General features: G+C 41.2%; 24 protein-coding genes. 6 read left to right on the top strand and 18 right to left on the bottom strand.

From position 1 onward, the window contains the following. Positions 1-76 precede the first annotated feature (76 nt). Together AB1Y31_04080 and AB1Y31_04075 are read left to right on the top strand one after the other, a co-directional pair. Positions 77-1,306 (top strand): nucleoside recognition domain-containing protein, encoded by a 1,230-nt coding sequence (locus tag AB1Y31_04080; protein ID MEW4982344.1) that lies wholly within the window; start codon positions 77-79, stop codon positions 1,304-1,306. A 62-nt stretch (positions 1,307-1,368) separates the two neighbouring features. Continuing rightward, positions 1,369-2,247: a lysophospholipid acyltransferase family protein gene (locus tag AB1Y31_04075; protein ID MEW4982343.1), complete on the top strand. Its 879-nt coding sequence runs from the start codon at positions 1,369-1,371 to the stop codon at positions 2,245-2,247. Between the two features lie 7 nt (positions 2,248-2,254). Here the strand turns inward: AB1Y31_04075 and AB1Y31_04070 are convergent, their stop codons facing one another. Beyond that, entirely contained in the window at positions 2,255-4,216 is a 1,962-nt protein-coding gene (locus AB1Y31_04070) for a non-ribosomal peptide synthetase (protein MEW4982342.1), read from the bottom strand. Positions 4,217-4,278: 62 nt separating this feature from the next. Further along, positions 4,279-5,019 carry a 4'-phosphopantetheinyl transferase superfamily protein gene (locus tag AB1Y31_04065; GenBank protein MEW4982341.1) on the bottom strand — a complete coding sequence of 247 codons (741 nt, stop codon included), beginning with the start codon at positions 5,017-5,019 and terminating at the stop codon, positions 4,279-4,281. Between the two features lie 49 nt (positions 5,020-5,068). On the opposite strand from AB1Y31_04065, the gene AB1Y31_04060 reads away from it, so the two are divergent. Beyond that, the gene (locus tag AB1Y31_04060) at positions 5,069-7,366 is read left to right on the top strand and encodes an alpha/beta fold hydrolase (protein MEW4982340.1); all 2,298 of its coding nucleotides are present in this window, start codon (positions 5,069-5,071) and stop codon (positions 7,364-7,366) included. 39 nt (positions 7,367-7,405) lie between these two features. Next, positions 7,406-8,692, top strand: a complete 1,287-nt coding sequence (gene mtaB, locus AB1Y31_04055; GenBank protein ID MEW4982339.1) for a tRNA (N(6)-L-threonylcarbamoyladenosine(37)-C(2))-methylthiotransferase MtaB — start codon at positions 7,406-7,408, stop codon at positions 8,690-8,692. Here mtaB and cysZ read toward each other — a convergent pair. Continuing rightward, positions 8,684-9,415, bottom strand: coding sequence for a sulfate transporter CysZ (gene cysZ, locus AB1Y31_04050; protein MEW4982338.1), 732 nt, complete (start codon positions 9,413-9,415; stop codon positions 8,684-8,686). The genes mtaB and cysZ overlap by 9 nt on opposite strands. A gap of 169 nt (positions 9,416-9,584) precedes the next feature. Here cysZ and AB1Y31_04045 point away from each other — a divergent pair, with 169 nt between their 5' ends. After that, a complete protein-coding gene (locus AB1Y31_04045; protein ID MEW4982337.1) occupies positions 9,585-11,159 on the top strand; it encodes a MinD/ParA family protein in 1,575 nt (524 codons plus the stop codon). Between the two features lie 21 nt (positions 11,160-11,180). On the opposite strand, the gene AB1Y31_04040 is transcribed toward AB1Y31_04045, so the two are convergent. The 14 genes from AB1Y31_04040 to AB1Y31_03975 all read right to left on the bottom strand — a co-directional run bounded on the left by AB1Y31_04040 (position 11,181) and on the right by AB1Y31_03975 (position 22,513). Continuing rightward, positions 11,181-11,957 (bottom strand): TatD family hydrolase, encoded by a 777-nt coding sequence (locus AB1Y31_04040; GenBank protein MEW4982336.1) that lies wholly within the window; start codon positions 11,955-11,957, stop codon positions 11,181-11,183. Positions 11,958-12,022: 65 nt separating this feature from the next. Continuing rightward, positions 12,023-12,379, bottom strand: coding sequence for a PilZ domain-containing protein (locus AB1Y31_04035; GenBank protein ID MEW4982335.1), 357 nt, complete (start codon positions 12,377-12,379; stop codon positions 12,023-12,025). Positions 12,380-12,390: 11 nt separating this feature from the next. Then, positions 12,391-13,380 (bottom strand): DNA polymerase III subunit delta', encoded by a 990-nt coding sequence (gene holB / locus AB1Y31_04030; GenBank protein MEW4982334.1) that lies wholly within the window; start codon positions 13,378-13,380, stop codon positions 12,391-12,393. Further along, the gene (tmk, locus tag AB1Y31_04025) at positions 13,373-13,999 is read right to left on the bottom strand and encodes a dTMP kinase (protein MEW4982333.1); all 627 of its coding nucleotides are present in this window, start codon (positions 13,997-13,999) and stop codon (positions 13,373-13,375) included. The genes holB and tmk overlap by 8 nt, the downstream gene beginning before the upstream one ends. A gap of 5 nt (positions 14,000-14,004) precedes the next feature. Next, positions 14,005-15,006, bottom strand: a complete 1,002-nt coding sequence (gene mltG / locus AB1Y31_04020; protein MEW4982332.1) for an endolytic transglycosylase MltG — start codon at positions 15,004-15,006, stop codon at positions 14,005-14,007. Beyond that, positions 15,003-15,866 (bottom strand): aminodeoxychorismate lyase, encoded by an 864-nt coding sequence (gene pabC / locus AB1Y31_04015; protein MEW4982331.1) that lies wholly within the window; start codon positions 15,864-15,866, stop codon positions 15,003-15,005. Before pabC ends, mltG begins: the two co-directional genes overlap by 4 nt. Then, positions 15,856-17,205: an aminodeoxychorismate synthase component I gene (locus AB1Y31_04010; GenBank protein ID MEW4982330.1), complete on the bottom strand. Its 1,350-nt coding sequence runs from the start codon at positions 17,203-17,205 to the stop codon at positions 15,856-15,858. Before AB1Y31_04010 ends, pabC begins: the two co-directional genes overlap by 11 nt. A gap of 15 nt (positions 17,206-17,220) precedes the next feature. After that, positions 17,221-18,459 (bottom strand): beta-ketoacyl-ACP synthase II, encoded by a 1,239-nt coding sequence (gene fabF / locus AB1Y31_04005; GenBank protein ID MEW4982329.1) that lies wholly within the window; start codon positions 18,457-18,459, stop codon positions 17,221-17,223. A gap of 69 nt (positions 18,460-18,528) precedes the next feature. Then, positions 18,529-18,765, bottom strand: coding sequence for an acyl carrier protein (gene acpP / locus AB1Y31_04000; GenBank protein MEW4982328.1), 237 nt, complete (start codon positions 18,763-18,765; stop codon positions 18,529-18,531). Positions 18,766-18,953: 188 nt separating this feature from the next. After that, positions 18,954-19,685: a 3-oxoacyl-ACP reductase FabG gene (fabG, locus tag AB1Y31_03995; GenBank protein MEW4982327.1), complete on the bottom strand. Its 732-nt coding sequence runs from the start codon at positions 19,683-19,685 to the stop codon at positions 18,954-18,956. Then, the gene (gene fabD, locus AB1Y31_03990; GenBank protein MEW4982326.1) at positions 19,682-20,623 is read right to left on the bottom strand and encodes an ACP S-malonyltransferase; all 942 of its coding nucleotides are present in this window, start codon (positions 20,621-20,623) and stop codon (positions 19,682-19,684) included. Before fabD ends, fabG begins: the two co-directional genes overlap by 4 nt. A 32-nt stretch (positions 20,624-20,655) precedes the next feature. Then, positions 20,656-21,618, bottom strand: coding sequence for a beta-ketoacyl-ACP synthase III (locus tag AB1Y31_03985; GenBank protein MEW4982325.1), 963 nt, complete (start codon positions 21,616-21,618; stop codon positions 20,656-20,658). 63 nt (positions 21,619-21,681) lie between these two features. Continuing rightward, on the bottom strand, positions 21,682-21,858 hold the full coding sequence (gene rpmF, locus AB1Y31_03980) for a 50S ribosomal protein L32 (GenBank protein MEW4982324.1): 177 nt from the start codon (positions 21,856-21,858) through the stop codon (positions 21,682-21,684). Positions 21,859-22,000: 142 nt separating this feature from the next. Continuing rightward, positions 22,001-22,513, bottom strand: coding sequence for a DUF177 domain-containing protein (locus AB1Y31_03975; GenBank protein ID MEW4982323.1), 513 nt, complete (start codon positions 22,511-22,513; stop codon positions 22,001-22,003). 38 nt (positions 22,514-22,551) lie between these two features. Here AB1Y31_03975 and AB1Y31_03970 point away from each other — a divergent pair, with 38 nt between their 5' ends. Beyond that, complete coding sequence (locus AB1Y31_03970; protein MEW4982322.1) at positions 22,552-23,139, top strand: Maf family nucleotide pyrophosphatase; 588 nt, start codon at positions 22,552-22,554, stop codon at positions 23,137-23,139. A gap of 3 nt (positions 23,140-23,142) precedes the next feature. On the opposite strand, the gene gloA is transcribed toward AB1Y31_03970, so the two are convergent. Then, positions 23,143-23,520, bottom strand: coding sequence for a lactoylglutathione lyase (gene gloA, locus AB1Y31_03965; GenBank protein ID MEW4982321.1), 378 nt, complete (start codon positions 23,518-23,520; stop codon positions 23,143-23,145). Positions 23,521-23,528: the final 8 nt, after the last annotated feature.

Genomic DNA, 23,528 nt, shown 5'->3' with positions numbered 1-23,528 from the left:
ATCAATAAACGCCTCAAGGGTGGCCGACAATCAGGCATAAATTATTGTTATGCGTTAAATTTTATTCTTAATTTCTATGTTAAACATTATTTGGCTCGGCTTTTTTTTCATTGCCTTTCTAACCGGACTTTATCGCTTGATTATCTTGGGCGAAAGCAGTGTATTTAATGAAATAACTCTGGCCACATTCACCCTGTCCAAAACAGCTTTTGAAATATCACTCGGACTCACAGGCATTTTGTGCTTTTGGATGGGCATCATGAAAATTGGAGAAAAAAGTGGCTTTATTGAGCACCTAACCCGATTTTTAAACCCGCTGTTAAAGCGTTTAATGCCTGACGTTCCTGATAACCACCCAGCCTTCGGCGCAATGGTGATGAACCTCTCTGCCAACATGCTCGGCCTTGATAATGCCGCCACGCCACTGGGCATCAAGACCATGCAACATTTGCAGACATTAAACCCGCTTAAAGATACCGCTAGTAACGCCCAAATTTTATTTTTAGTTATTAACACCTCAGCCGTCACCTTATTTCCGCTCACTATTTTTACCTATAGAGCTCAACTGGGTGCTGCTGACCCAACCGATGTTTTTATACCCATTCTCATTGCCACTTACGCATCCACTATTGCTGGGCTTATTGCCGTCGCCACCGTGCAACGTATAAAACTTTTTGACCCTATTGTGCTGAGCTATTTGATCGGGTTTAGCGCTTTAATCGCCTCCATCTTGTTGTACTTCTCTCAACTTGATCAAACAGCAATGCAACAACAATCCGCATTGGCCAGTAACTTCATTATTTTTAGTCTGATTATCTTATTTATGGCTGGCGCACTAAAAAAACGCATTGATGTGTACGAAACGTTTATCAACGGCGCTAAAGAAGGTTTTCAAACCGCCGTGATGATCATCCCCTACCTCGTCGCCATGCTCGTTGCCATTGGGGTTTTTAGAGCGAGCGGCGCACTAGAGTTAATGTTAGATCTTTTACGCTCTTTCTTAACCAGCATCGCCATTGATAACCGCTTTGTTGATGCGTTACCAACAGCATTCATGAAGCCACTCAGTGGCAGCGGTGCTCGCGCCATGATGATCGAGACCATGCAAATACATGGTGCCGATTCTTTTGCAGGCAGGTTAGCGTCCATCGTACAAGGCAGTACAGAAACCACCTTTTATGTTTTAGCAGTTTATTTTGGCGCTGTCGGCATTAAAAAAGCCCGTCACGCCGTGGCTTGTGGATTATTTGCAGACTTAATTGGCATCATCGTCGCTATTCTTATCGGCTACTTATTTTTTGCCTAATTTGGTCGATTGCTTTGATAGAATGTACAACTTATTTTAATTTCTAGTTAATCACGCTCAATATGGCCAAAAATAGGCAAGCTTTTATCTCAAGGTTGTACCCATTATTAGGAAAACTGCCTCTTTGCGTGCTCCACGCCCTCGCATACCCCGTTTATATTCTTGGTTATTATTTCGTTGAAAAAAAGCGCAATGTTATTTTTTCCAACTTACAAAATTCTTTCCCAAAGATGTCGAAAGAAGAGCTTCAACAACTGGCTAAATTGAATTTCAAACACCTAGCTTATGTAATAATCGAAGCAATCAAAACAGGCACACTGACGGAAAATCAAATTCGTCAGCGCGTCACGTTAAGAAACCCTGAGCTTCTTGAAAAGTTTGCTAGCAACAACCAATCCGTTCTGATGTTGGCCGCTCACCATTGCAACTGGGAATGGATGCTAGCCGGTTGCAGCTTACAACTCTCCTTTCCTATCGACGTTGTATACAAGCCCTTACACGACCGTGTTGTTGATGAACACATGAAAATCTCTCGTTCGCGTTTCAATGCTCGACCAATAGCGAATAAAAACGCCTTAATTGAAATTATGCAACGGCGAAAAGAAGTACGTGGCTTTGCTATGGTTGCCGATCAGTCACCGGTAAGGAAAGAAGAGAAGTACTGGACTCAATTTTTAAATCAAGACAGTGCTTTTGCGGTTGGCGCACAAAAAATTGCCCAACTGACTAAATACCCCGTTATTTTTGTTGGTATGAAACGTTTAAGCTTAGGTCACTATGAAGTTTATTTTGAAGAACTAGGTCAAGCCCCGTACGAAAAAGAGGGCTACGGTATCACCGAGAAATATGCCAGAGCAACTGAAAAGATGATACTTGACGCGCCTGAAGACTGGATGTGGTCTAACCGTAAATGGAAACGAAAACGCGGTATTTACGACTAACGGTTAATCAAGCGCTCAATCTTTTAGCAATAAAACCAGCTAATTCTTCAATGGTTGGATAGTCAAAAAAGTCGGTTAGCTCAACAACATCCGGATAAGCCTCGTCTATCTTTTCATGTATTTGCGCGAGCTTTAATGAGCTCGTTCCCATTTCAAAAATATTATCATTCAAATTGATTTTTTGATCAGCCACTACGGAATGACAAACTTCTAATAACGTTCTTTCTACCGAACTACCGGCAGCAACAAATTCTGTTGCGCTCGTTTCGGACAGCTCCGTTAACGCAGCAATAATTTCATTGAAATCACCTTGCATGAATTGTTCTGCCAACGCAAAACGCTGAACCTTTCCACTGGTGGTTTTAGGCACCTTTTTAATCGGTAAAACATGCGCAACGTCCAAGCCAGATTTTTCATTCAATTGCCGCCTAACGTCAATGGTTGTTTGATAAAAATCCTCTAATTCACCGCGGTATAAGACAAAAACAACTAACTCGTCAGTCCCCTCATCCTCATTGCGAAAACCGCAGACAATCACTTTACCCAGCTCAATTCCGGCCACATGTTCACAAACTGATTCGAGGTCCGGTGCGTAATAATTCTGACCATTAACGATAATCAAATCTTTGGTTCTGCCTGTGATAACCAGTTGCCCGTCATTTATTAAGCCTTGATCCCCCGTATTTAGCCAACCATCCGCAGAAATTAGCTCTTTATTCAAAGCAGTTTGATGGTAATAACCCTTCGTCACATTATCGCCTTTTATTAACACACGACCAATGACGTTCTCAGCGACAGGTTTGCCATTAGCATCCACAATCGTCATCTCCGTACCAGTGATAGCGTAGCCCAAACGAACCAATTCAACACTTTGATTAGTCGCTTGAGAAACAAGCTCACCTGGCTGCCCTTCAATCAACGAGTGCCTTAAAACATGTATCGTTGAAAGCGGTTGAGCCAGTGCTGGAAAACTAACGACAAGACAAGCTTCTGCCAAACCGTACACGGTAAACATAGCGGTCGGTGATAACCCAAACGGTTCCATAACGGCATTAAATTCTCTACATAAATCAGCTGAAATAGGCTCCGCACCATTAAACAACAAACGAACATGGCTTAGGTCAAGCGCTTGTTGACTTTCTGGTTTAAAGCGTTTTAAGACATGCTTATAACCAAAATTGGGTGACGAAAGAATCGTCGCTTTCTTTTCGCTTGCTTTCTCAAGCCAAAGACTTGGACGCCGAACAAATAATTCGGTTGGCATCATAAATTGATCGATATTGACAAACAGTGGTGTTAAGTGAAAACCAATAATACCCAAATCATGCGTCAACGGCATCCAACTAAAAAAGCTATCCTTCTCGTCAAATGCACTGCATTCAATAATGCCATACAAATTAGTTATAAGATTTTTATGGGTCAGTACAACGCCTTTTGGATCACCCGTTGAACCTGAGGAAAACTGTATAAAAGCGGTCTGTTCTGGCTCAATATTTGCGATTTCCCCCAACGTATCAAATTCTTCAATTCGATCAAGCATCACTGCTTTTTGTTGAATCTCATCGTAAATAGACTCTTTACCCTGTTCTTCAGCGAAGACTTTTAAGCGTTGTAGCGCCTTTCTTGACGTTGCAATGTAGGGCGTATCTAATTTCTCAAAAACATTGAAAACCTTCTGACGATGGCCATCACTCGTTCCAATCGCCAGTGGCACAGCAACGATACCACCGTACTGACAAGCCCAAAATGTATCGATAAATTGCTCATTTTCGGCTAAATGAATAATAAGCTCATCACCCTCAGACGCGCCCTTTTGCTGAATATGGTGCAGCAACCCTAACGCACGTTGCCTTAAATCTGGATAGCTGACCTGCCGTTCACTGTCTTTGCCATTGATATAGGTGATCTTTTTACTGGCATCTTTATTTCTATCCAGCGCGTCGACAAGGGTGTTAGGGAATTCATTCATGGTGTAGGAAAAATTTATTTAAATAATGTACAAACTTAATACTGGGGCGTAGTTTATCGCTATTAGATAATTGTGGGGAGATTTTCAGGCTCAAATGTATAGAGAGTTGGTTGACAATGTTGCGCTCTAATAACAAGGGATGCACTCACCCTCTCGCCTACATCTAACGATACACACGACCATTCAGATGGGTTACCGTATTCAACTGGGCATTCCAACAGATCGTTAGGCTTCAATAAACTAAACCCACAACGCGCCACTCCCATTCCAAGCCCCCTTCCTGTTGCTTTAATAAAGGCTTCTTTACGCGTCCAAAGATCAAAAAATGTCGCTTCTTGATCCTTATCAAGAACATCTAACCATTGTTGTTGCTCATTAGCGGAAAAATTTCGTCTTACCATGCCCGCTAAGTTAGCCATAGTCCGCCAATTTTCAATATCCACACCAAGTTCATCAGTCAAACTCACGGCCACTAACGCTTGCGAGCCTGAATCTGAGACATTGAATGACAAGCTAGCATCAGCAAGGTAAGGTTTTCCATACTCTCGATATGAAAACTTTATCTCGTTGGAGTTTAAGTCTAAATACCGCGATAGTAACTGCCTTAGCTGAACCCTCATCAATAGAGCGTGCGCTCTATGTTGTTGGTTTCTTAACCGGTTTATCTTGTCAATTTCATTACTACTTAATATAGCTTGCTGACCTTGTCCTATTGAACCGTTTAAAGCAAGCCGCCACACATGAACGTCACCCTTTTTTAAACCCGGTATTTGATGTGTAATTTTTTGAGTAAAACTCACCATAATGAACTACTATATTTTTAAACGCTTAGATTTTAATTAAAACACGAGCATGAGCAACGACTCAAAAAATAAAATCGAACCTGAGCAATATGAGATAAATCCAGACACCTACCACTGGACATATCACGCAATGAAAACCTTATTCAAGGTTTTCAGCCTTACCATACGGACACATGGAAACACATCATCTTGGTTAGAGGGCGATATCTTTCTATTCAATCACTTTGCTCGCTTTGAGGCATTCATTCCACAGTATCTCATCTACGAAAAAACCAACTTATATTCTAGATCGATAGCGTCAAAAGAATTATTTTCTGATAATATTTTCGGGCGTTATTTAATAGAACTAGGCGGCATACCTAACGATGCAGACGCCCTTATGTACCTTACGGCAAAAGGCGTTTTATCAAACCAAAAACTGGTCGCCTTTCCAGAGGGCGGCATAGTAAAAGACCGCCGAATCCTTGATGATAAAGGCCGTTATCGTATTTATTCACGATCAGGCGATGAACGCCGAAAATTACACACTGGGCCAGCCGTTATCGCGTTAGCCATTGCTATTTTCAAACAAGCGGTTCGTGATATTAGGCAACAAGAAAACAGCGATATATTATCTTTATGGGCCCAAGAGTTAGGTTTTGATAACGAGCAGAAGTTATTAGAAACCTGTGAGAAGCCCACCGTTATTATCCCATGCAACATTACCTTTTATCCCTTACGTATCGGTGATAACGCACTCAACAACAGCGTTCAATTCTTTGTTGATAACTTACATAAGCGCTTATCTGAAGAGCTATTAATAGAAGGTAATTTTTTATTTAAAGATACCGATATGGATATCCGGTTGGGCAAACCCATCATTGCAGAAAACTATTGGACGCGGCTTGAGTCCACTATTACAACCGCTTTTATCAAAAATTCAGATTTAACACTGAAGCAAATATTAAATAAAGCTGAAAATGACAATACATGGAGTAACTTATTGTTTCGGCTCAGCTATCAGCGCAATGCACATAAAATTCGCGATGATTATATGCATGCAATTTATAGCAATGTCACCATTAATATTGCTCATATTGCCGCTACATTTATTATGCATTTCATTGATAAGGGAAAAACTCACGTCAACAAAAAAAAGCTGCATGAACTGATTTACCACACCATTAAGGTATTACAAGGAGATCGCTCGTTAAGTTTCCATAAAACACTTAAAAACCCCTCTATTTATCGTAATTTGTTAATGACAAAAAGCGAAACATTTAATCAGTTTTTAAGAAGTGCCTATAAGGCGAACATACTTGAAGCATCCGGAGCCTACTATAACTTTACCGAGCAACTATCATCGGAACACGACTTTGACAGTATTCGTTATAAAAACCCAATGGTTGTTAATGCCAATGAAGTTTCGGCCATTCCTCAAATAAATCAATCCATCAAACGCAGCCTAACTTTTAATTTCAAGAAGCAATTAGATGAGTTTGCACAGATGCTCTTTGAAGACGAACTACTTGAATATCAATGGGATCTTGCACAATTTACCGACACAAAGCACCAAGAAATCAACCAACAACAGCACATTAACGAACAAGCCGCGCTCCCCTACCTATTAAAGCCAACAAAAAATAATGGCCAATGCATTGTACTCATCCACGGCCTGCTATCCACTCCGGCCGAGCTTAGAGAATTAGCTGAGAAGTTCTTCAAACTAGGCTACATCGTTGTTGGCTGCCGGCTCAAGGGACACGGTACATCGCCTTGGGATTTACACGAAAGAACGTGGCAAGACTGGCGTCAATCGGTCCGCCAAAGTATAAAAATAGCACACTGTTACAGCAAACAAGTGCACCTCATCGGTTTCTCTAGCGGTAGTTTATTAGCACTGATAACCGCAGCAAACAGTCGCCTTAATATCTCATCGGTAACGGCGTGCTCTACGCCTATTATGCTTAAAGACCCTTTGATTCAATTCGTGAAAGTGGCCGATACGGCAAATAAAATCATAAAAAAGATCAGTGGGTCTGAAGGCATTTTACCCTTTACAGAAAACTCACCCGAGCACCCGCATATTAATTATCACAGCACCCCTGTCGCAGCAATTAACCAACTATTGATATTAATTGATAAAACGACTGTCCGATTAAAGAAGCTACGTTGCCCAGTTTTTTTACTTCAGGGCGATAATGACCCTGTCGTTGATTCCATGAGCATGGCAACACTTATTAAGCGCATACCCAGCCAATTATTATCCTACCAATGGATCAGTTCCAGTCGACACGGGATCTTGCACGAGAATAGCGACGATTGCCAACAAAAAGTCCTCGACTTTATCTGTAAACAAGACAAATAGCGTAAAATACGCGCCTATTCAAATCATTCGAGCTTTTCAATGCGCGTTCACCTTAAAACATTAGGCTGTCGACTTAATGAAGCAGAAACAGAGTCATGGGCAAACGATTTTAGCGCCCACGGCCACACCCTTGTTGACGAAGATGAGACACCAGATATTTTAGTACTAAATACCTGTGCGGTCACCCAAGGTGCTGTTCGAAAATCTCGTCAACTAATACGTAAAACACATAAAAAAAACCCCAAAGCGAAACTTGTCGTGAGCGGCTGTTACGCCACATTAAATGAACAAGAAACCGTTGCGCTAGAAGGTGTTGATTTACTCATAAACAATCAACAAAAAGAGCAACTTGTTAAGTTAACCCTTGAACAGCTTAGCGAAGAAACAATGCCCAGTATTGCCACTGAGCCCAGCGAAGTCGCTTTATTTTCTAGGGGGCGTCAACGCGCTTTTATTAAAGTGCAGGATGGCTGTAGGTACCGTTGTAGCTTTTGCATAGTGACCATCGCTAGGGGCGATGAAAAAAGTAAACCTACCGAACAGATCGTCGCTGAAGTAAATAGCATTCACCAACAAGGCATTTCCGAAGTTGTCATTACCGGTGTACACCTCGGAGGGTATGGCAGCGATATTGATGGCGACTTGTACACATTAGTGAAATCATTGTTAGAACAAACAAAGATTCCAAGAATACGAATGGGCTCGTTAGAGCCTTGGGATTTACCTGACGGTTTTTTTGAACTCTTCAAAAACCCCCGGTTAATGCCCCATATGCACTTGCCAATACAAAGTGGTTCGGACACTGTGTTAAGAAGAATGGCAAGGCGCTGTAAAACAGACGAATTTCGCACACTGGTTGCTAAAGCACGTGATATTGTTCCGAATATCAATATTACTTCCGACATCATTGTTGGCTTCCCCGGCGAGACAGACGAAGAATGGCAACAAACTCTCGATTTTGTTAAAGAAATGAAGTTTGGCGACCTACATATTTTCACCTACTCAACGCGGGAAGGCACAAAAGCCGCCTCAATGCCTCAACAAGTAAACGGTGACATAAAGAAAGCTCGAAGTAAAACACTGCATGGGCTTGCTGAATTAGCAAAGCAATCACAAATGAACAGCTTAGTTGGCTCAACGGTTTCTGTGTTGTGGGAAGACAACCATCAACTCAATGTCGACGGCTCAACAACATTATTTGGTTATACGCCCAACTACCTCCGAGTAAAAATAACCAGCTTAGAACCCGAGAAACTGACTAACCACCTCGCCGCCTGCAAAATAACATCCATTGAAGGTAACGTTTTTAATGCTGAGCTAATCTAACTCACCCCGTTCATAAAGCATTTTTGTTGCACCGGCCACCGCGATAGCCGGTGCAAATAAATTAACAACTGGAATCACCGTTGCCAGTAAACTCATGCCACCAAAGCTCATTCCATTCACTTGTGATTGATTCAATATCCTTTTTTGTTCCTTAAAAAGGACTTTATGATTTTCAAATGAATACCCTGCATATTCAAACGTTAAAAACCACGCGCTAAATAACAGCCACAAAGGCAAGCTAATAACATTCACCCCAGGAATAACTGATAACACCAACAAAGGAAGCGCTCTCACTAAATAGTAACTGATCTTACGCAATTCCGAGCCCAACATCTGAAACACCTCTTTTAGGAAATGTTCACTCCTCATATCCACATAGGGCTCGCCTTTTAAATACGCCTCAACTCCTTTCGATAACTGCCCATAAAAAGGCGCTGCAATAATGTTCGCGACAAGTGTAAAGCAATAATAAACGATGGCTAAAACACTCGTCATGAAAATAGGAATAATGAGCCAAGCCAACCACGATAACCAGCTAGGCAACATTGAATCGACAGCCGTTGAGAGATAGTGCCATAACAACCAACTGGCCACACTAAACAACGCAATATTAACCAACAATGGAATGATGACAAAGCGCCTCAAACCAGGTAGGCGTATTAAATTAATTCCAGCGATAAAACTACGGATACCGTGTGTTAAAGATTGAGATTCGATATTCATTCTATTAGGTAAAATTATTCAACTTAAAAGAGGGGTATTTTGATAGAATTGATCCAACATTTTGTAGTTTTTTTAAGCTACTCTTTAGTGCTAAATCAAATGGAAGTGATGGATCAAATGGGGGATGAGTCTAATGGAATTAGCTTACAGTAACACAAGTATTAAAAAAATGAACAAACCGAAAGCAAAGGTCATTACCATTAGCAGTGGTAAAGGTGGCGTTGGTAAATCCAGCACCGCAACCAACTTGGCCCTTTCTCTTGCAGCATTAAATAAAAAAGTCTGCGTGTTTGATGCTGACGCTAGTTTAGCTAATATAAATATCCTCTTAGGTATTCAACCAAAATTTACGCTACAACACCTTTTAAAAGGTGAAAAAAGCTTAAAAGACATCATTATTGATGGCCCTCGCGGTTTAAAAATCGTGCCCGGTGCGACAGGAATCGCAGAGTATGCCCATCTATCAGACGAGCAAAAAACTATTTTGTTGGCGGCTTTAGATAAGCTGCAGCAAGAATTTGATTATCTGATTATTGATACCGCCGCCGGCATAGCTGATGACGTTTTAGATTTTATAAAAGCATCACAGTTTTCCATTATCATTATCACACCTGAACCTACGTCTCTGACTGATTCATTTTCACTACTCAAAGTTTTAAAGCGCTCAAATTACAATCGAACATCATATATCTTAGTTAACATGGCAATGGATTTCGACAATAGCCAATCCATTTATAAACGATTCGAATCTGCCGTCAAAAAATACATTGAAGTTGATATCTCATATTTAGGATATATCCAAGTAGATGAAGCCATGATTTCATCCGTTAGCCTCCAATGCCCCACTGTGCTTTTAAGTCCCGACTCCAAAGCCACTGCTTGTTTCAAAAAACTAGCTTTAGGTTTAGATGAGGAAACCAATGGCAGCCCCATCGATTCATTCAGTGACTTTTGGCGCCAACAAGGTGGCTTTGATAATGCTAGCATTGAAACCCCATCAGAAAGCCCAAGAAACACATTCATCCTTGAGCCTAAAAAAACAGACCATACTACTCAGACTCCTACGCCCCCGCTTGATTTTGCACAAGCCGCCGCCTTTTGCATTAAAGAATTATCCAGTGGTGGTTTATCAGAACAAGAAACCATCACTTTTTGTGACACTATCAAACAGTACCAGAGCCAGCAAGTAGAGGAGCAACCCGAGCCAAGCAGCCAAATTACACCCTCGTCTGTACGTGAGTTTTATAATTACTTAGAACAAAACTCTTTTCCTAAAGATGATATTCGTGAAGTCGTCGCAACTCTCGAACAGGTATATTTTGAAAAGTATGGACAAAGCTTAAGTAGCCTAGACTCAACCACGCTAAAGTTATTTTCACAGTTCAGCGGATCCGAAGAGGATTTACTTTTTGTGAATCAACGGTTATCGGATTGTTTCCAACGCCAATTCGATAAACCCCTTTATGACGTTATTGAGCACATTCAAGGGTTAGCGTCATCTGACGAGTTTGATCGGCAAGCATTCGAGAAAACACTCAACCAGTTACTTACTGCCTATCAGCAACGCTTTTCCGATTCATACAAAACCAAAGCAGACGAAGATTTAGAACTGGCAGAAAAAGAAATTACCGCATTACAAGAAAAGCTGAACGCTCTTAAAATAGAACTCAGCAATGCAAACAACACGCTAGTGGAAAAAAACGCCTTATTAAAAAAAATCCAACAGCTGTTACCAAATTCTTAAAAAGGCTAGCAAAAATTTGCCTCAACGATTGAACAGTGTATCGTAATTCTTAGAAGTGATATTAGCGACGCTAGCTAACGGTAGGCCTCTTAACTCGGCCATTCTCTCCGCCACATACTTAACATAATTAGGGTAATTCGGCTTTCCACGCTTAGGGACTGGAGCAAGATAAGGCGAATCAGTTTCTATCAAAAAACGGTCATTTGGGACTTTTTTTGCTACTTCGTGAACTTGCTTAGCATTTTTAAACGTCACAATACCTGAAAAAGAGATATAAAAATTCAGGTCTAAGGCTTTTTTCGCCATATCCCAATCTTCCGTAAAACAGTGCAAAACACCGCCTGTTTCGCCAGCACCTTCTTCCTGCATGATCCTAATCGTATCTTCTCTAGCATCACGCGTATGGATAATAATAGGCTTATTGGTTTGTTTTGCCGCTGTAATATGATTGCGAAAACGCTGTTGTTGACTTCCCACATCGGACTCATTTTCAAGTCGGTAATAATCTAAACCCGTTTCTCCAATAGCAACGGCATTATCAGCCAGCGCCACCTCAACTAACTCTTCAACACTTGGGTTATGACCATCTAGTTCATTTGGGTGAACCCCTACCGACAATGAAATTTTCGCATGATGAGCGACTAAGTCACGCATCGCTGGATAATCTTCCCAATTAATAGACACGCATAACATATGATCCAGTAAATCAGCTTTTGTCGCTTCTAAATAGTCAGCTACATTATTTGAATAGGGTTCTAGGTCAACCCGGTCTAGGTGGCAATGTGAATCTATAAACATTATTATTTTCCATTAAAATAAAAAACGGCCAATAAGGCCGCTTTACAATCAATAGCGCATTATGGCTACATAGTATGTGTGGGCCGGCCTGTTCCAGAAGTCCCTGCTAAATAGGTCTCTATCTTTGCACGAGCAGCGCCACCGTCTTGATCATTAAATTGTACGCCTACTCCATTAGAGCGTGAGCCTTCAGCGCCCATTGGCGTAATCCATATAATCTTTCCAGCAACTGGTATACGCTCTACCTCACCCATTAAACTCAACAGCATAAAAACCTCGTCACCGAGACTATATTTTTTATGCGTAGGAATAAACAAACCACCGCCGTCCACATAATCCATAAATGCGGCATATAAGGCATTTTTATCTTTAATCGTTAAAGATAAAATTCCTTGGCGCGATTCATTCCTATTAGTAGCCATTTCTATAACCTTTATTTAACCGTTAGTGAGTAACACTGTATCGCAAACTCTTCTAACATTAATTGTTGATTTACTTGGCTAGATTCTAACGCCGACAACCGAACTAATCCATCCAATAAATTATGTATGCTTTTTAAGTGTAGCTTCCCTACTAGAACTTTCAAGCCCGCCACCAGATCAGTGTTTATTAATTCTAAACCGCTAGAACTATGTGTATATTTAATCGCATCTGTTAACCATGACATCATCCATTTTAAAACAGGCATACCTTTTAAGCTAATACATTTTTCAGCGAACAATAACGGATCTAACCTTCCTGCTATTAACGCGAGAAAATCCTTAAATAAAGCAGCTCTAATATCTAGCGCTTCTTTTTTCCATAAATCATAAGCTAACAGAGGTAAACCACTGGCCAAATTAAGGTATTGTTCAGACGATGGGCAGCCTAGTTCACGGAGCCATGATTGCGCTTGTAATAAATCGATATTTTTCACCGTCACAAGCTGGCAGCGGCTACGTATCGTGACGGGTATCTTTGATGGTTTATGTGCTATTAAAATTAAGCAGGTGTTTTCACTAGGTTCTTCTAAGGTTTTCAGTAAGCTATTGGAGGCCTGATGTAGCATTGCGTCTGCTGGATCAATAATCACTACCCGTGTTTTTGTGTATTGAGCACTCAGTGCTAACGACGCGCTGAGCTGACGTATTGCATCTATTTTAATGCTCGTTTTACCTTCTTCTGGCTCTAGGTGAAAAAAGTCTGGGTAATTTCCAGCATTGAATAACACGCAAGACTCACATACACCACACGCTTGAGCAGCTTCGTTTGGCGAGATACAAAGACTACGGTTAGCAAAAGACTTAGCTAAATGCGATAAGCCTAAACCTTCACCACCAACCAACATTAGCGCACTGGGTAGTCTATCCTGCTGTAAGTAGCGAGATAACTGGTCCCAATAAAGCTGAAGCCATGGGTAAATGAGGTTTGGGCTACTATTCATTCATCAACATTTCATCTAGACAGGTGGTTATATTTTTCTGTACTTGTTCAATTGTTTGAGAGGCATCGACAACAAAAAACCTTTTGGGTTCGGCGTTTGCTCTATCTAAATACACCTCCCGCACGTTCTCAAAAAAAGACTGTTTCTCTGTCTCAAAACGATCTGGGGCACTTCTACTCGCCGCCCGCTTTAAACCAATTTCAACGGATAAATCTAACAGCACCGTTTTATCCGGTGATAAGCCCTTTTGAACGAAGTTTTCTATCCAGCTGATATCATCCATTTTAAAATGGCGACCACCGCCCTGATAGGCATACGTTGCGTCAGTAAAACGATCACAAACAACCCACTTTCCAGTATTTAAAGCCGGCTTAATTACTTTATTGATGTGTTGAGCGCGTGCCGCAAACATCAATAAAAGCTCTGACTCATTACATAATGTTTCCTCATTATGATCCAACAGTAGCCCCCTAATTTTTTCGGCTATACTCGTTCCACCCGGTTCTCTTGTGATAACGACCTCTTTACCTGCCGTTTCCAAATAATTCGCGATGAAATTAAGGTTAGTTGTTTTACCAACGCCCTCTACACCTTCAAGAGTTAAAAATTTTCCCATCACCATTGCTATTTTTTCCGCTGGTATTTATCGACTGCTGCATTATGCTGTTTGAGGTTTTCCGAAAAAGTATGTCGACCACCTCCACTCGCCACAAAATATAAACTCTTTGTTTTTTCCGAATGTAAAACAGCCTCAATAGCTGCTTTGCTAGGCATCGCAATGGGTGTTGGTGGTAAGCCAAAACGCGTATATGTATTGTAAGGCGTATCTTCGCGTAAATCCCGATACCTTATGTCACCTTTATAACGATTGCCCATGCCATAAATAACCGTTGGATCAGTTTGTAATTTCATGCCTATTTCAAGTCTGCGAATAAACAATCCGGCTATTTTCTTACGTTCAGACGCCACACCTGTTTCCTTCTCAACGATAGAGGCCAAAATAAGTGCGTCGTAAACATTGCCAATCACCTTTTTCTTATCCCTATTAGGCCACGCTGAATTAACGAAGACTTGCATCGAACGATACGCACGTGTAATCACCTCTGCATCAGTAGTATTTTTAATGAAAAAATACGTTTCAGGCAATAACATCCCCTCTAAATGGTGTTCCGGGATATTAAGTAATTCTAAATAACTAGCCATATCAGCGCCAACCGGCAGAGTCTTTTTAATCGCGCTGTGTTCTTGAATATCGCTCAATACTTCTTTAAAGGTCTGCCCTTCAATAATAGAAATTGCGTATTGATTGACCTTGCCGATAACTAAAAAGCCTAATATCTGCTTAGGTGTTAAGCCCGGAGAAAACTCGTATTCACCCGCCTGTATTTTATTTGCCGCACCTTCGAATCGAACAAGCCATTTAAACCAACGACCATCAACTACACCTTTTTTATTAAGTGTTGAAATAATTTGGTTTAGGTTTTGCCCTCTTTCGATACTAACAACGACCGAACCCATTTCGTCAGAAATATATGAGCCATTAATCGAATCTTCGTAAAGCATCCAAAACCATCCAGCTGTTAAGCTAAAAACAATAATAGCTATAGCAATTAAGCGCCTCATCATTTGTTATTCGAATGTTCCGCTATTTGGTTATGGGTTGCTACTAAAACACTGTTCAACGCCCACTGCGCATACGTTTCATCATCTTTCGAGAAATCAGTATCGTCAATGCTAAATTTTCTAACGGTACGCACCGGCATTAAGCTATTGGTCATAAATATTTCATCCGCATTTTTCATATCGTCAAGAGTTAATTCTACCACCCTACAATCTATTCCCTCTCTATCCGCTTGGTTAATCAGGTAATTACGAATAATACCCGACACACCTGCATTGTTTAACTTAGGTGTTAATAAAATACCCTTGCGAACAATGAATACATTACTCATCGTACCTTCAATCACAACGCCTTCAACGTCAAGCATCAAGCCTTCGCAAGGTGTCACCCTCTCTTTCAATTCACTACGCGCCAACACACGTTCTAATTGATTGAGGTGTTTAATACCCGCTAACAATGGCTGGCGGCTAAGTTGGGTATCACATAACACTAAGTCAAAACTAGTTAGCAATTTACTGATAGCAAGATCAGCAGCAGAAAATGAAATAAGCCGTGTTATTTCTGGGTTTTCTGGGGGCAAAAAGCCCCTGTCTCCAACCCCTCTTGAGAGTAAAATTTTTACAACACCACTCTGCCTCAAGTTTATTAGCTGTAAAATTTCTCTTTCAATAGTATCCTCATCGGCTGGAGGAAACCCAAGTACCTCACAACCTCTTTGTAGACGCTGAAGGTGCTCTTCTAAGAAACATGGACAACCCTGCTCAACCAAAATGGTTTCAAAAAGCCCATCACCATATTGAAAGCCTCTATCAAGCGGGTCGATGAATTGCCCAAATTCACCATTAATTAAAATCCTAGGCTTCATAAATATTTAACGCAGCTAATAATGCTTTTGCTTTATGTCGAGTTTCTTCTAATTCTCTTTCAGCTATTGAATCAGCCACAATTCCAGCTCCTGTGCGCAAGCTAAGCTCTTGGCCTTTAACCGTAAACGTTCGAATCAATATGTTTAGATCAAGGTCACCGTTGCGATTAATGTACCCCATCGATCCTGTATACGCACCTCGTGGAGAATCCTCCAGTTCATGAATAATCTCCATGCAACGAACTTTAGGACAACCCGTAATAGTACCACCAGGGAAAACCGCTTTAATAACGTCCGATGGCGTCGTATTATCGATCAACTTTCCCGATACGTTTGAAACAAGGTGGTGAACAGCGGCGTAAGATTCTATCGCCATTTTTTCATCAACCGTTACCGTACCTGTTTTACAAATTCGCCCTAAGTCATTACGAATAAGGTCAATCAACATAATATGTTCGGCATTTTCTTTAGAATTAAGCAATAATTCCTCAGCAGAACTTTTATCAACCGCAGCATCATCATCTCTAGGCCGCGTACCAGCAATTGGCCGCATTTCTACCGTATCTTCCGTACACTTCACTAACCGCTCAGGTGATGACGAACAGATGACACTATCGCCATAGCAAGCAAGGCCTGCAAACGGTGATGGGTTATGCATTCTTAAAGAGCGGTAAACGTCTAAATAACGGCTGTCATCTGTGATACTCCCTTTCCACTGTCTGGATAAATTTACTTGCAGAGTATCGCCTTCTAATAAGTAGGACTTAATCTTTTTTACCCCATCAAGAAACAGCTTAGGATTATCTTCCTCAAGAGTGACTAACGGCAAACTTATTTCGTGTTTAATAAGTCGTTGAATATCCGCCCAAGTTTGTTCAATTAAAGCCTCTTGCCCAGACTCGCAAACAATCCAACAGGTTTGATCTTTGTGGCTTTTTATAATTGCGGCAGGAATTCGAACCGCACTAGCAAGAGGTAAACTACCATCCTTACGAATACCTGAGAGTTTTTGCTCAATTAACCCAACCAGTTCATAACTTAAAAAGACAAACCAGCCACCCGTAAATGGCAATACATTAGTTTTGTTTTGCTGCTTATCTTGATTAAAAGCTTGATCAAACCTTGAAAAAAAACTAACATCTTTAGGATTGCTTAACTCTATTGTCTCGCCCGGAAAGGCGAATAGTATATCGAAGCTATCATTTGAACGGCTGACACCATGGCTTTCTAATAGAAAAGGATACCGCTTAGAATCAACTGCATGGCAGTCGAGAAGGTCAATACCGAACGGAACTTTTGCTTTTGCGAAATGCCCGCAATCCTCTATAACCAGTGTCACCAGAGGCTTTATTGACTAAAGTTTTTTGAATACAAGTGTGCCGTTTGTACCACCAAATCCAAATGAATTTGACACAACAACATCTATATCCATATTACGTGCTTCATTCGGCACATAATCCAAATCACATTCTGGATCAGGGGTAAATTGATTAATTGTCGGTGGGGCTACTTGATCGCATAGTGCCAACACAGAAAATACCGCTTCAGCTCCACCGGCCGCACCAAGCATATGACCTGTCATTGATTTAGTTGAACTCATAGGAACTTTATAAGCTTTATCACCTAACAATGTTTTTGCTGCATGCGTTTCAGCGAGATCACCAGCTGGCGTAGATGTCCCATGGGCATTGATATAACTCACTTGCTCAGGGTTTAAAGAGGCATCCTTTAGTGCGTTTCTCATGCAACGATAAGCACCGTCTCCATTTTTAGACGGCATCGTCATATGAAAAGCATCGGAACTCATCCCATAACCGGCTAGTTCAGCATAAATTTTTGCGCCACGTTTCTTAGCGTGTTCGTATTCTTCCAGTACCAACACACCTGCACCATCACTCAAGACAAAACCATCACGGTCTTTATCCCAAGGCCGACTCGCAGTTTCAGGAGAATCATTTCGACGAGAAAGGGCACGTGCTGAAGAAAAACCACCATATGAAGTAACCGATGTTGCCATTTCAGCACCACCAGCCACCATTACATCTGCATCACCGTATTGAATAATGCGCATTGCATCACCAATATTATGCGCGCCTGTTGTACAGGCCGTCACAATAGCAAAGTTTGGACCTTTTAACCCACGCAGTATAGACAGGTTGCCAGAGATCATATTGATGATATTTGATGGCACAAAGAAAGGAGAAATTTTTCTTGGGCCACCTTTCTGGAAACCTTCGAATCCTTGTTCTATACCTGAAATACCACCGATACCAGCGCCAATTGCGACACCAATTCGTTCAGCATTTTCATCCGTGACTTCAATTCCTGAATCATCTAATGCCTGCATCCCTGCAGCAACACCATAATGGATAAAAGGATCCATTTTTTTAGCATCTTTGCGGGACAAGTAATCATTGACGTCAAAATCTTTAACTGCTCCTGCAAATTTTGACGGGAAGTCACTCGTATCAAACCGAGTAATCGGGCCAATGCCACTTTTGCCTTTTAAGATATTTTCCCAAGAATCCGAAACATTACCACCAACGGGTGATAACAAACCTAACCCTGTTACTACTACTCTACGTTTAGACACGACATTGACTCTCTAAAATAAAACAAGCACGGCTAGCAAAAGCAGCCGTGCTTGAAAAAAGAAATTGAATTATTCTGCGTTATTAGTAACGTAGTCAATTGCTTGTTGAACAGTTGTAATACCTTCTGCTTGCTCATCTGGAATTTCGCAATCAAACTCTTCTTCAAGAGCCATGACTAATTCAACAGTGTCTAATGAATCTGCACCTAGGTCATCGATGAATGAAGCTTCGTTTGTTACTTCTTCTTCTTTAACACCAAGCTGTTCTGCAACGATCTTTTTGACGCGTTCTTCAATATTACTCATTTTTCTATGTCCTCTATATTTTTTGGAACCACAGGATCAATCTGTGGAAGTCGTATTATATTGGTAAATCGACAAAGTTTAAACATTTCTGTTTATGTAACTAATGTTCGTTTTGTAAATTCCAATAATAAATTTGATTTAATGTTTATATTTTATAGCATTAAAAATAAACTACTCATTTATTAAAGCTAGCACATGTACATGCCACCATTAACATGTAATGTCTCACCTGTTATATAAGCTGCCTTGTCTGAACATAAGAAAGACACAGCGTTTGCAATTTCTTCCGCATCACCAAGGCGCCCAAGAGGTACCCCTGATAATAAAGTGGTCCTTTGGTCTTCGCTCAAAGCTTTTGTCATATCAGTATCAATAAAGCCTGGCGCTACCGTATTGACTGTAATATTTCTTGAGCCTACTTCTTTTGCTAGGGACTTACTAAAACCAATAATACCGGCCTTAGCTGCTGCGTAGTTGGCTTGACCGGCATTACCTGTGACACCAACGACGGACGCTATGCTAACAATCCGTCCTTTTTTATTTTTCATCATGCCGCGTAAACAGCCTTTACTCACACGAAAGATTGAACTTAAATTGGTTGAAATAATATCATCCCATTCATCATCTTTCATTCTGAGCATGAGATTGTCTCGAGTAATACCCGCGTTGTTCACTAATACCGTTGGAGCGCCAACACTCACGCTAATATCCTTCAGCACCGATTGGATAGACTCTGCATTGGTTACATTTAACTCCATACCTTTACCCGAATCCGCCAAGTAGGCAGATATTGCAGCCGCGCCGCCTTCAGATGTTGCCGTCCCTATTACGTAAAAGCCATCTGCGACTAATTGCAGTGCAATCGCCTTACCAATTCCACGACTTGCGCCGGTAACCAGCGCTATTGTTTTATCATTCATAATAATCCCTCTACTATCTTATTAAAGGAGCGTTCGTCACCTGACGAATATAACTCTAATGATTTATCAATTCGTTTATTCAGCCCGCTAAGCACCTTTCCTGGACCACATTCAATCAATACATTGACACCAGCATTAGCCATTGTTTCAACAGTTTCGACCCAACGAACGGGTGTATGCAGTTGCTGTCCTAATGCCTGCTGAATATCAGCTACATTGCTGTGTTCAGCCACGTTGGTATTGTGTAACACTGGGACATTGGGAGAAACAAAGTCAACTCTAGACATCGCATCCAATAATTTTTCTGCTGCTGGAAGCATCAACGCACAATGTGATGGAACGCTAACTGGTAACGATAATGCGCGTTTTGCACCTTGTTCTTTAGCAAGGTCAATGGCTCGGTTAACGGCCGCAGTATTACCAGCAATAACAACCTGCCCTGGCGCATTAAAGTTAACCGCAGATACTATTTCACCCTCTGCCGCCTTATCACAAATAGCGATTAAATCCGCAACCTCAAGACCTAATATTGCAGCCATTGCACCTTCACCTTCTGGAACTGCCTGTTGCATAAACATTGCACGCTGCTCAACCAACTTGACCGCATCGACAAAGTTTAAACTGCCTGCACAAACGAGCGCCGTATATTCACCCAAGCTATGACCGGCCATCAAAACTGGCTTAATATCCAATTGAGACTGCAGTACACGCCACATCGCTACACTGGCTGTAAGAACCAGCGGTTGCGTATTCTGTGTTTGATTGAGTTTTTCAGCAGGACCATTTTGAGCTAGCGCCCATAAATCTCTACCTAATGACTCTGACGCCTCATCAAATGTTTCTTGAATCTGGCTATAATTAACTGCAAGATCACCCAGCATACCGACGGCTTGAGAACCTTGACCTGGAAATACTATTGCTATTTTATTTGCTGACATAATTATTATTAGTTCTAATTGTCTGTTAACACTTATATTATTACTAAGGCGGACCCCCAAACGAAGCCCCCACCAAACGCCTCCATCAATACCGTTTCACCTTTTTTAATTCTGCCATCTCTGACGGCTTTATCAAGTGCTAAAGGAACTGATGCTGCCGAGGTATTACCTTGCTCTTCGATTGTTAGGACAACCTTTTCCATCGGCATACCAAGCTTCTTAGCAACCGACGATATAATCCTGATGTTAGCTTGATGCGGTATTAGCCAATCAATATCTGATTTAAGCATATTATTGGCCGCAAGCGTTTCATCAACGATGCGACTTAAGGTTTTAACCGCCACTTTATACACGTCATTACCGTGCATTGTCATGTAGGCTTGATCACCATCTTGCTTTTGGTCTTTAATCGGATTATTTATGTATAGAAGGTCTTTATATTGACCGTCTGAATGCAGATGCGTTGATAATATGCCAAGCTCTTCAGTTGCTTCAACCACCACTGCACCAGCACCATCGCCAAAGATGACGCATGTACTGCGATCAGCATAATCTAGAATTCTTGAATTTGCTTCCGCACCAATAACTAGCGCTTTCCTAGCGCCGCCCGATTTTATAAACTGGTTTGCAATCCCCAATGCATAAATAAAGCCTGAGCAAGCTGCCTGAACATCAAAGGCGGCACAATCACCCACCCCTAACCTGTTTTGCAAAATACATGCTGTACTTGGAAAGACCCTATCGGGCGAACTTGTGCCAACTATAATCAAGTCAATTTCAGAAGCGTTAACACCTGCTGCCTCTAGCGCATTATTAGCTGCAATTTCCGCCATGCTAGAGGTAGACTCATCCTCAGCGATGACGTGTCGTTGCCTTATACCCGTTCGCGCATAAATCCATTCATCAGACGTATCTAGAATGGATTCAAAGTCTTTATTTGTAACTATTTTTTCAGGTAGGTAACTACCTGTACCCGTTATTTTCGCATTAAACATCACACAAGGTCCTGCTTATAAATACGGAATTTAATGGCCTTATAAACTAAGGCCAAAACGAGACTAGTCTTTATCAGCTACGACTTGTTCGCCACGGTAGAAACCGTCAGCACTTACGTGATGACGTAAGTGGACTTCGCCCGTTGTTGGCTCAACAGACAATGTTTCTGCTGTTAGCGCATCGTGTGAACGACGCATGCCGCGTTTTGAACGTGATTTTTTACTTTTTTGTACTGCCATCTCAAATTCTCCAGAGAATTAATATTTCCTCATGGTCTTCAACCACAAGTGTTCTTGAAGCAAAGCGCTTTACGCTTTACTGAATTTTGTTTTATACCCATAGGGAATAAGCGTCATTGAAACAGGTGTGATACCTTCTGAATCAATTCAACTTTAACTTTTCTAGCGCCTCAAACGGATTTTTCTTCTTTTCCGTTTCATGCACGAAATCTTTACTTGCACTACTTTTTGGTAGTTCTACCGGACAAACTTCGTGTCTGCCGATGCTTGGAAGTATTAAAACGACTTCAGCTTCAACAACATCACTCATCAGCAATCGATCCCCTTCATACAAATAGGGCTCATAACCATCCGGCACCAAAGTCATCAGCGCCTCATCATTAATAATCGCCAATTTAACGTCTATTTCTACTGAAAAATCCATTGATTCCAAGCAGGCGGCGCATTGTAACACGAGATTAGCTGAAATCCGACCCGTCAAAACAACAAATTTACCAGCTCTCGAAAACATTAAATCCACCTTTATGGGTAAACTAGATGACTCGATATCACCTTGAATCTGTTTCAATTCCTCGTAAGGTAGCGCACCTGTGATAACTCGCTCCTGACTTGCGCACAGTAACGGATCAACTTCTATCTGTAATGATTTGCTCATATTAGGTAAAATAGCATTAATTTAGATCGGTATATTATATGAAAAAAAATCCAAAATTAGTATTAGCTTCTAGCTCTCCTTTCCGAAAAGAGCTGCTGGAAAAAATTTACGCAACTTTTGACACCGCATCGCCGGATATAGATGAGTCAAGCAAACCAAACGAAACACCGCTAACACTGTCAAAACGACTTGCTACTGAAAAAGCGAGCGCTCTAGCCATAAATTTTCCAGACCACCTCATTATTGGTTCCGATCAAGTCGCCATGCTCGGCGACAGACAATTAACCAAACCCGGCTCATTCGAGAAATCCATTCAACAACTAACGCTTTCTTCTGGGAACACTATTACCTTCTACACCAGCCTATGTGTTCTAAATTCTAAAACTAACGAAACAATCATCGATACAGACATTTGTAGCGTTCACATGAAAAACCTATCTTTAGAAGAAATAACAAACTACGTCAAACGCGATAAACCATATGGTTGCGCTGCTGCTTTTAAGTCAGAGGGCTTAGGCATTGCCTTGTTTGAAAAAATTGAAGGTGACGACCCAAATGCCCTTGTCGGCCTACCATTAATTAAGTTGGCGAATATACTAAATACAATGGGCATCAAGGTTCTTTAAATGCTAATTCAATAGCTCTATCGAGTACCCATCAGGGTCTTTAACAAACGCTAAAATGCTGTCAGTACCCTTCATTGGACCGGCTTCTCGTGTTATTTCACCACCTTTTTGTCGTATCAATTCACAGGCTTCGTATACATCATCAACCTGTATAGCAATATGTCCAAACGCATTCCCTTGATCGTATTCTCCAACATCCCAATTATGCGTTAATTCAATAACCGCTTCTTCACTTTCTGCTTTAAACCCAACAAACGCCAGCGTGAACCGAGCCTCTTTGAAATCCCGCTTTCTCAGCAATGTCATTCCAAGCACCTCAGTATAAAACTGAATTGAACGATCTAAATCAGCTACACGTAACATCGTGTGTAATAAACGCATATTAACCT

This window comes from Cycloclasticus sp., assembly GCA_040743155.1.
Taxonomy (GTDB): Bacteria; Pseudomonadota; Gammaproteobacteria; order Methylococcales; family Cycloclasticaceae; genus Cycloclasticus.
This window is presented reverse-complemented; position numbering and strand designations above follow the sequence as displayed.

Coding starts and splice junctions, on each gene's coding strand:
- AB1Y31_04080 (MEW4982344.1), top strand. CDS start 77: ATGTTAAACATTATTTGGCTCGGCTTTTTTTTCATTGCCTTTCTAACC.
- AB1Y31_04075 (MEW4982343.1), top strand. CDS start 1,369: ATGGCCAAAAATAGGCAAGCTTTTATCTCAAGGTTGTACCCATTATTA.
- AB1Y31_04070 (MEW4982342.1), bottom strand. CDS start 4,216: ATGAATGAATTCCCTAACACCCTTGTCGACGCGCTGGATAGAAATAAA.
- AB1Y31_04065 (MEW4982341.1), bottom strand. CDS start 5,019: ATGGTGAGTTTTACTCAAAAAATTACACATCAAATACCGGGTTTAAAA.
- AB1Y31_04060 (MEW4982340.1), top strand. CDS start 5,069: ATGAGCAACGACTCAAAAAATAAAATCGAACCTGAGCAATATGAGATA.
- mtaB (MEW4982339.1), top strand. CDS start 7,406: ATGCGCGTTCACCTTAAAACATTAGGCTGTCGACTTAATGAAGCAGAA.
- cysZ (MEW4982338.1), bottom strand. CDS start 9,415: ATGAATATCGAATCTCAATCTTTAACACACGGTATCCGTAGTTTTATC.
- AB1Y31_04045 (MEW4982337.1), top strand. CDS start 9,585: ATGAACAAACCGAAAGCAAAGGTCATTACCATTAGCAGTGGTAAAGGT.
- AB1Y31_04040 (MEW4982336.1), bottom strand. CDS start 11,957: ATGTTTATAGATTCACATTGCCACCTAGACCGGGTTGACCTAGAACCC.
- AB1Y31_04035 (MEW4982335.1), bottom strand. CDS start 12,379: ATGGCTACTAATAGGAATGAATCGCGCCAAGGAATTTTATCTTTAACG.
- holB (MEW4982334.1), bottom strand. CDS start 13,380: ATGAATAGTAGCCCAAACCTCATTTACCCATGGCTTCAGCTTTATTGG.
- mltG (MEW4982332.1), bottom strand. CDS start 15,006: ATGATGAGGCGCTTAATTGCTATAGCTATTATTGTTTTTAGCTTAACA.
- pabC (MEW4982331.1), bottom strand. CDS start 15,866: ATGAAGCCTAGGATTTTAATTAATGGTGAATTTGGGCAATTCATCGAC.
- acpP (MEW4982328.1), bottom strand. CDS start 18,765: ATGAGTAATATTGAAGAACGCGTCAAAAAGATCGTTGCAGAACAGCTT.
- fabG (MEW4982327.1), bottom strand. CDS start 19,685: ATGAATGATAAAACAATAGCGCTGGTTACCGGCGCAAGTCGTGGAATT.
- fabD (MEW4982326.1), bottom strand. CDS start 20,623: ATGTCAGCAAATAAAATAGCAATAGTATTTCCAGGTCAAGGTTCTCAA.
- AB1Y31_03985 (MEW4982325.1), bottom strand. CDS start 21,618: ATGTTTAATGCGAAAATAACGGGTACAGGTAGTTACCTACCTGAAAAA.
- rpmF (MEW4982324.1), bottom strand. CDS start 21,858: ATGGCAGTACAAAAAAGTAAAAAATCACGTTCAAAACGCGGCATGCGT.
- AB1Y31_03975 (MEW4982323.1), bottom strand. CDS start 22,513: ATGAGCAAATCATTACAGATAGAAGTTGATCCGTTACTGTGCGCAAGT.
- AB1Y31_03970 (MEW4982322.1), top strand. CDS start 22,552: ATGAAAAAAAATCCAAAATTAGTATTAGCTTCTAGCTCTCCTTTCCGA.
- gloA (MEW4982321.1), bottom strand. CDS start 23,520: ATGCGTTTATTACACACGATGTTACGTGTAGCTGATTTAGATCGTTCA.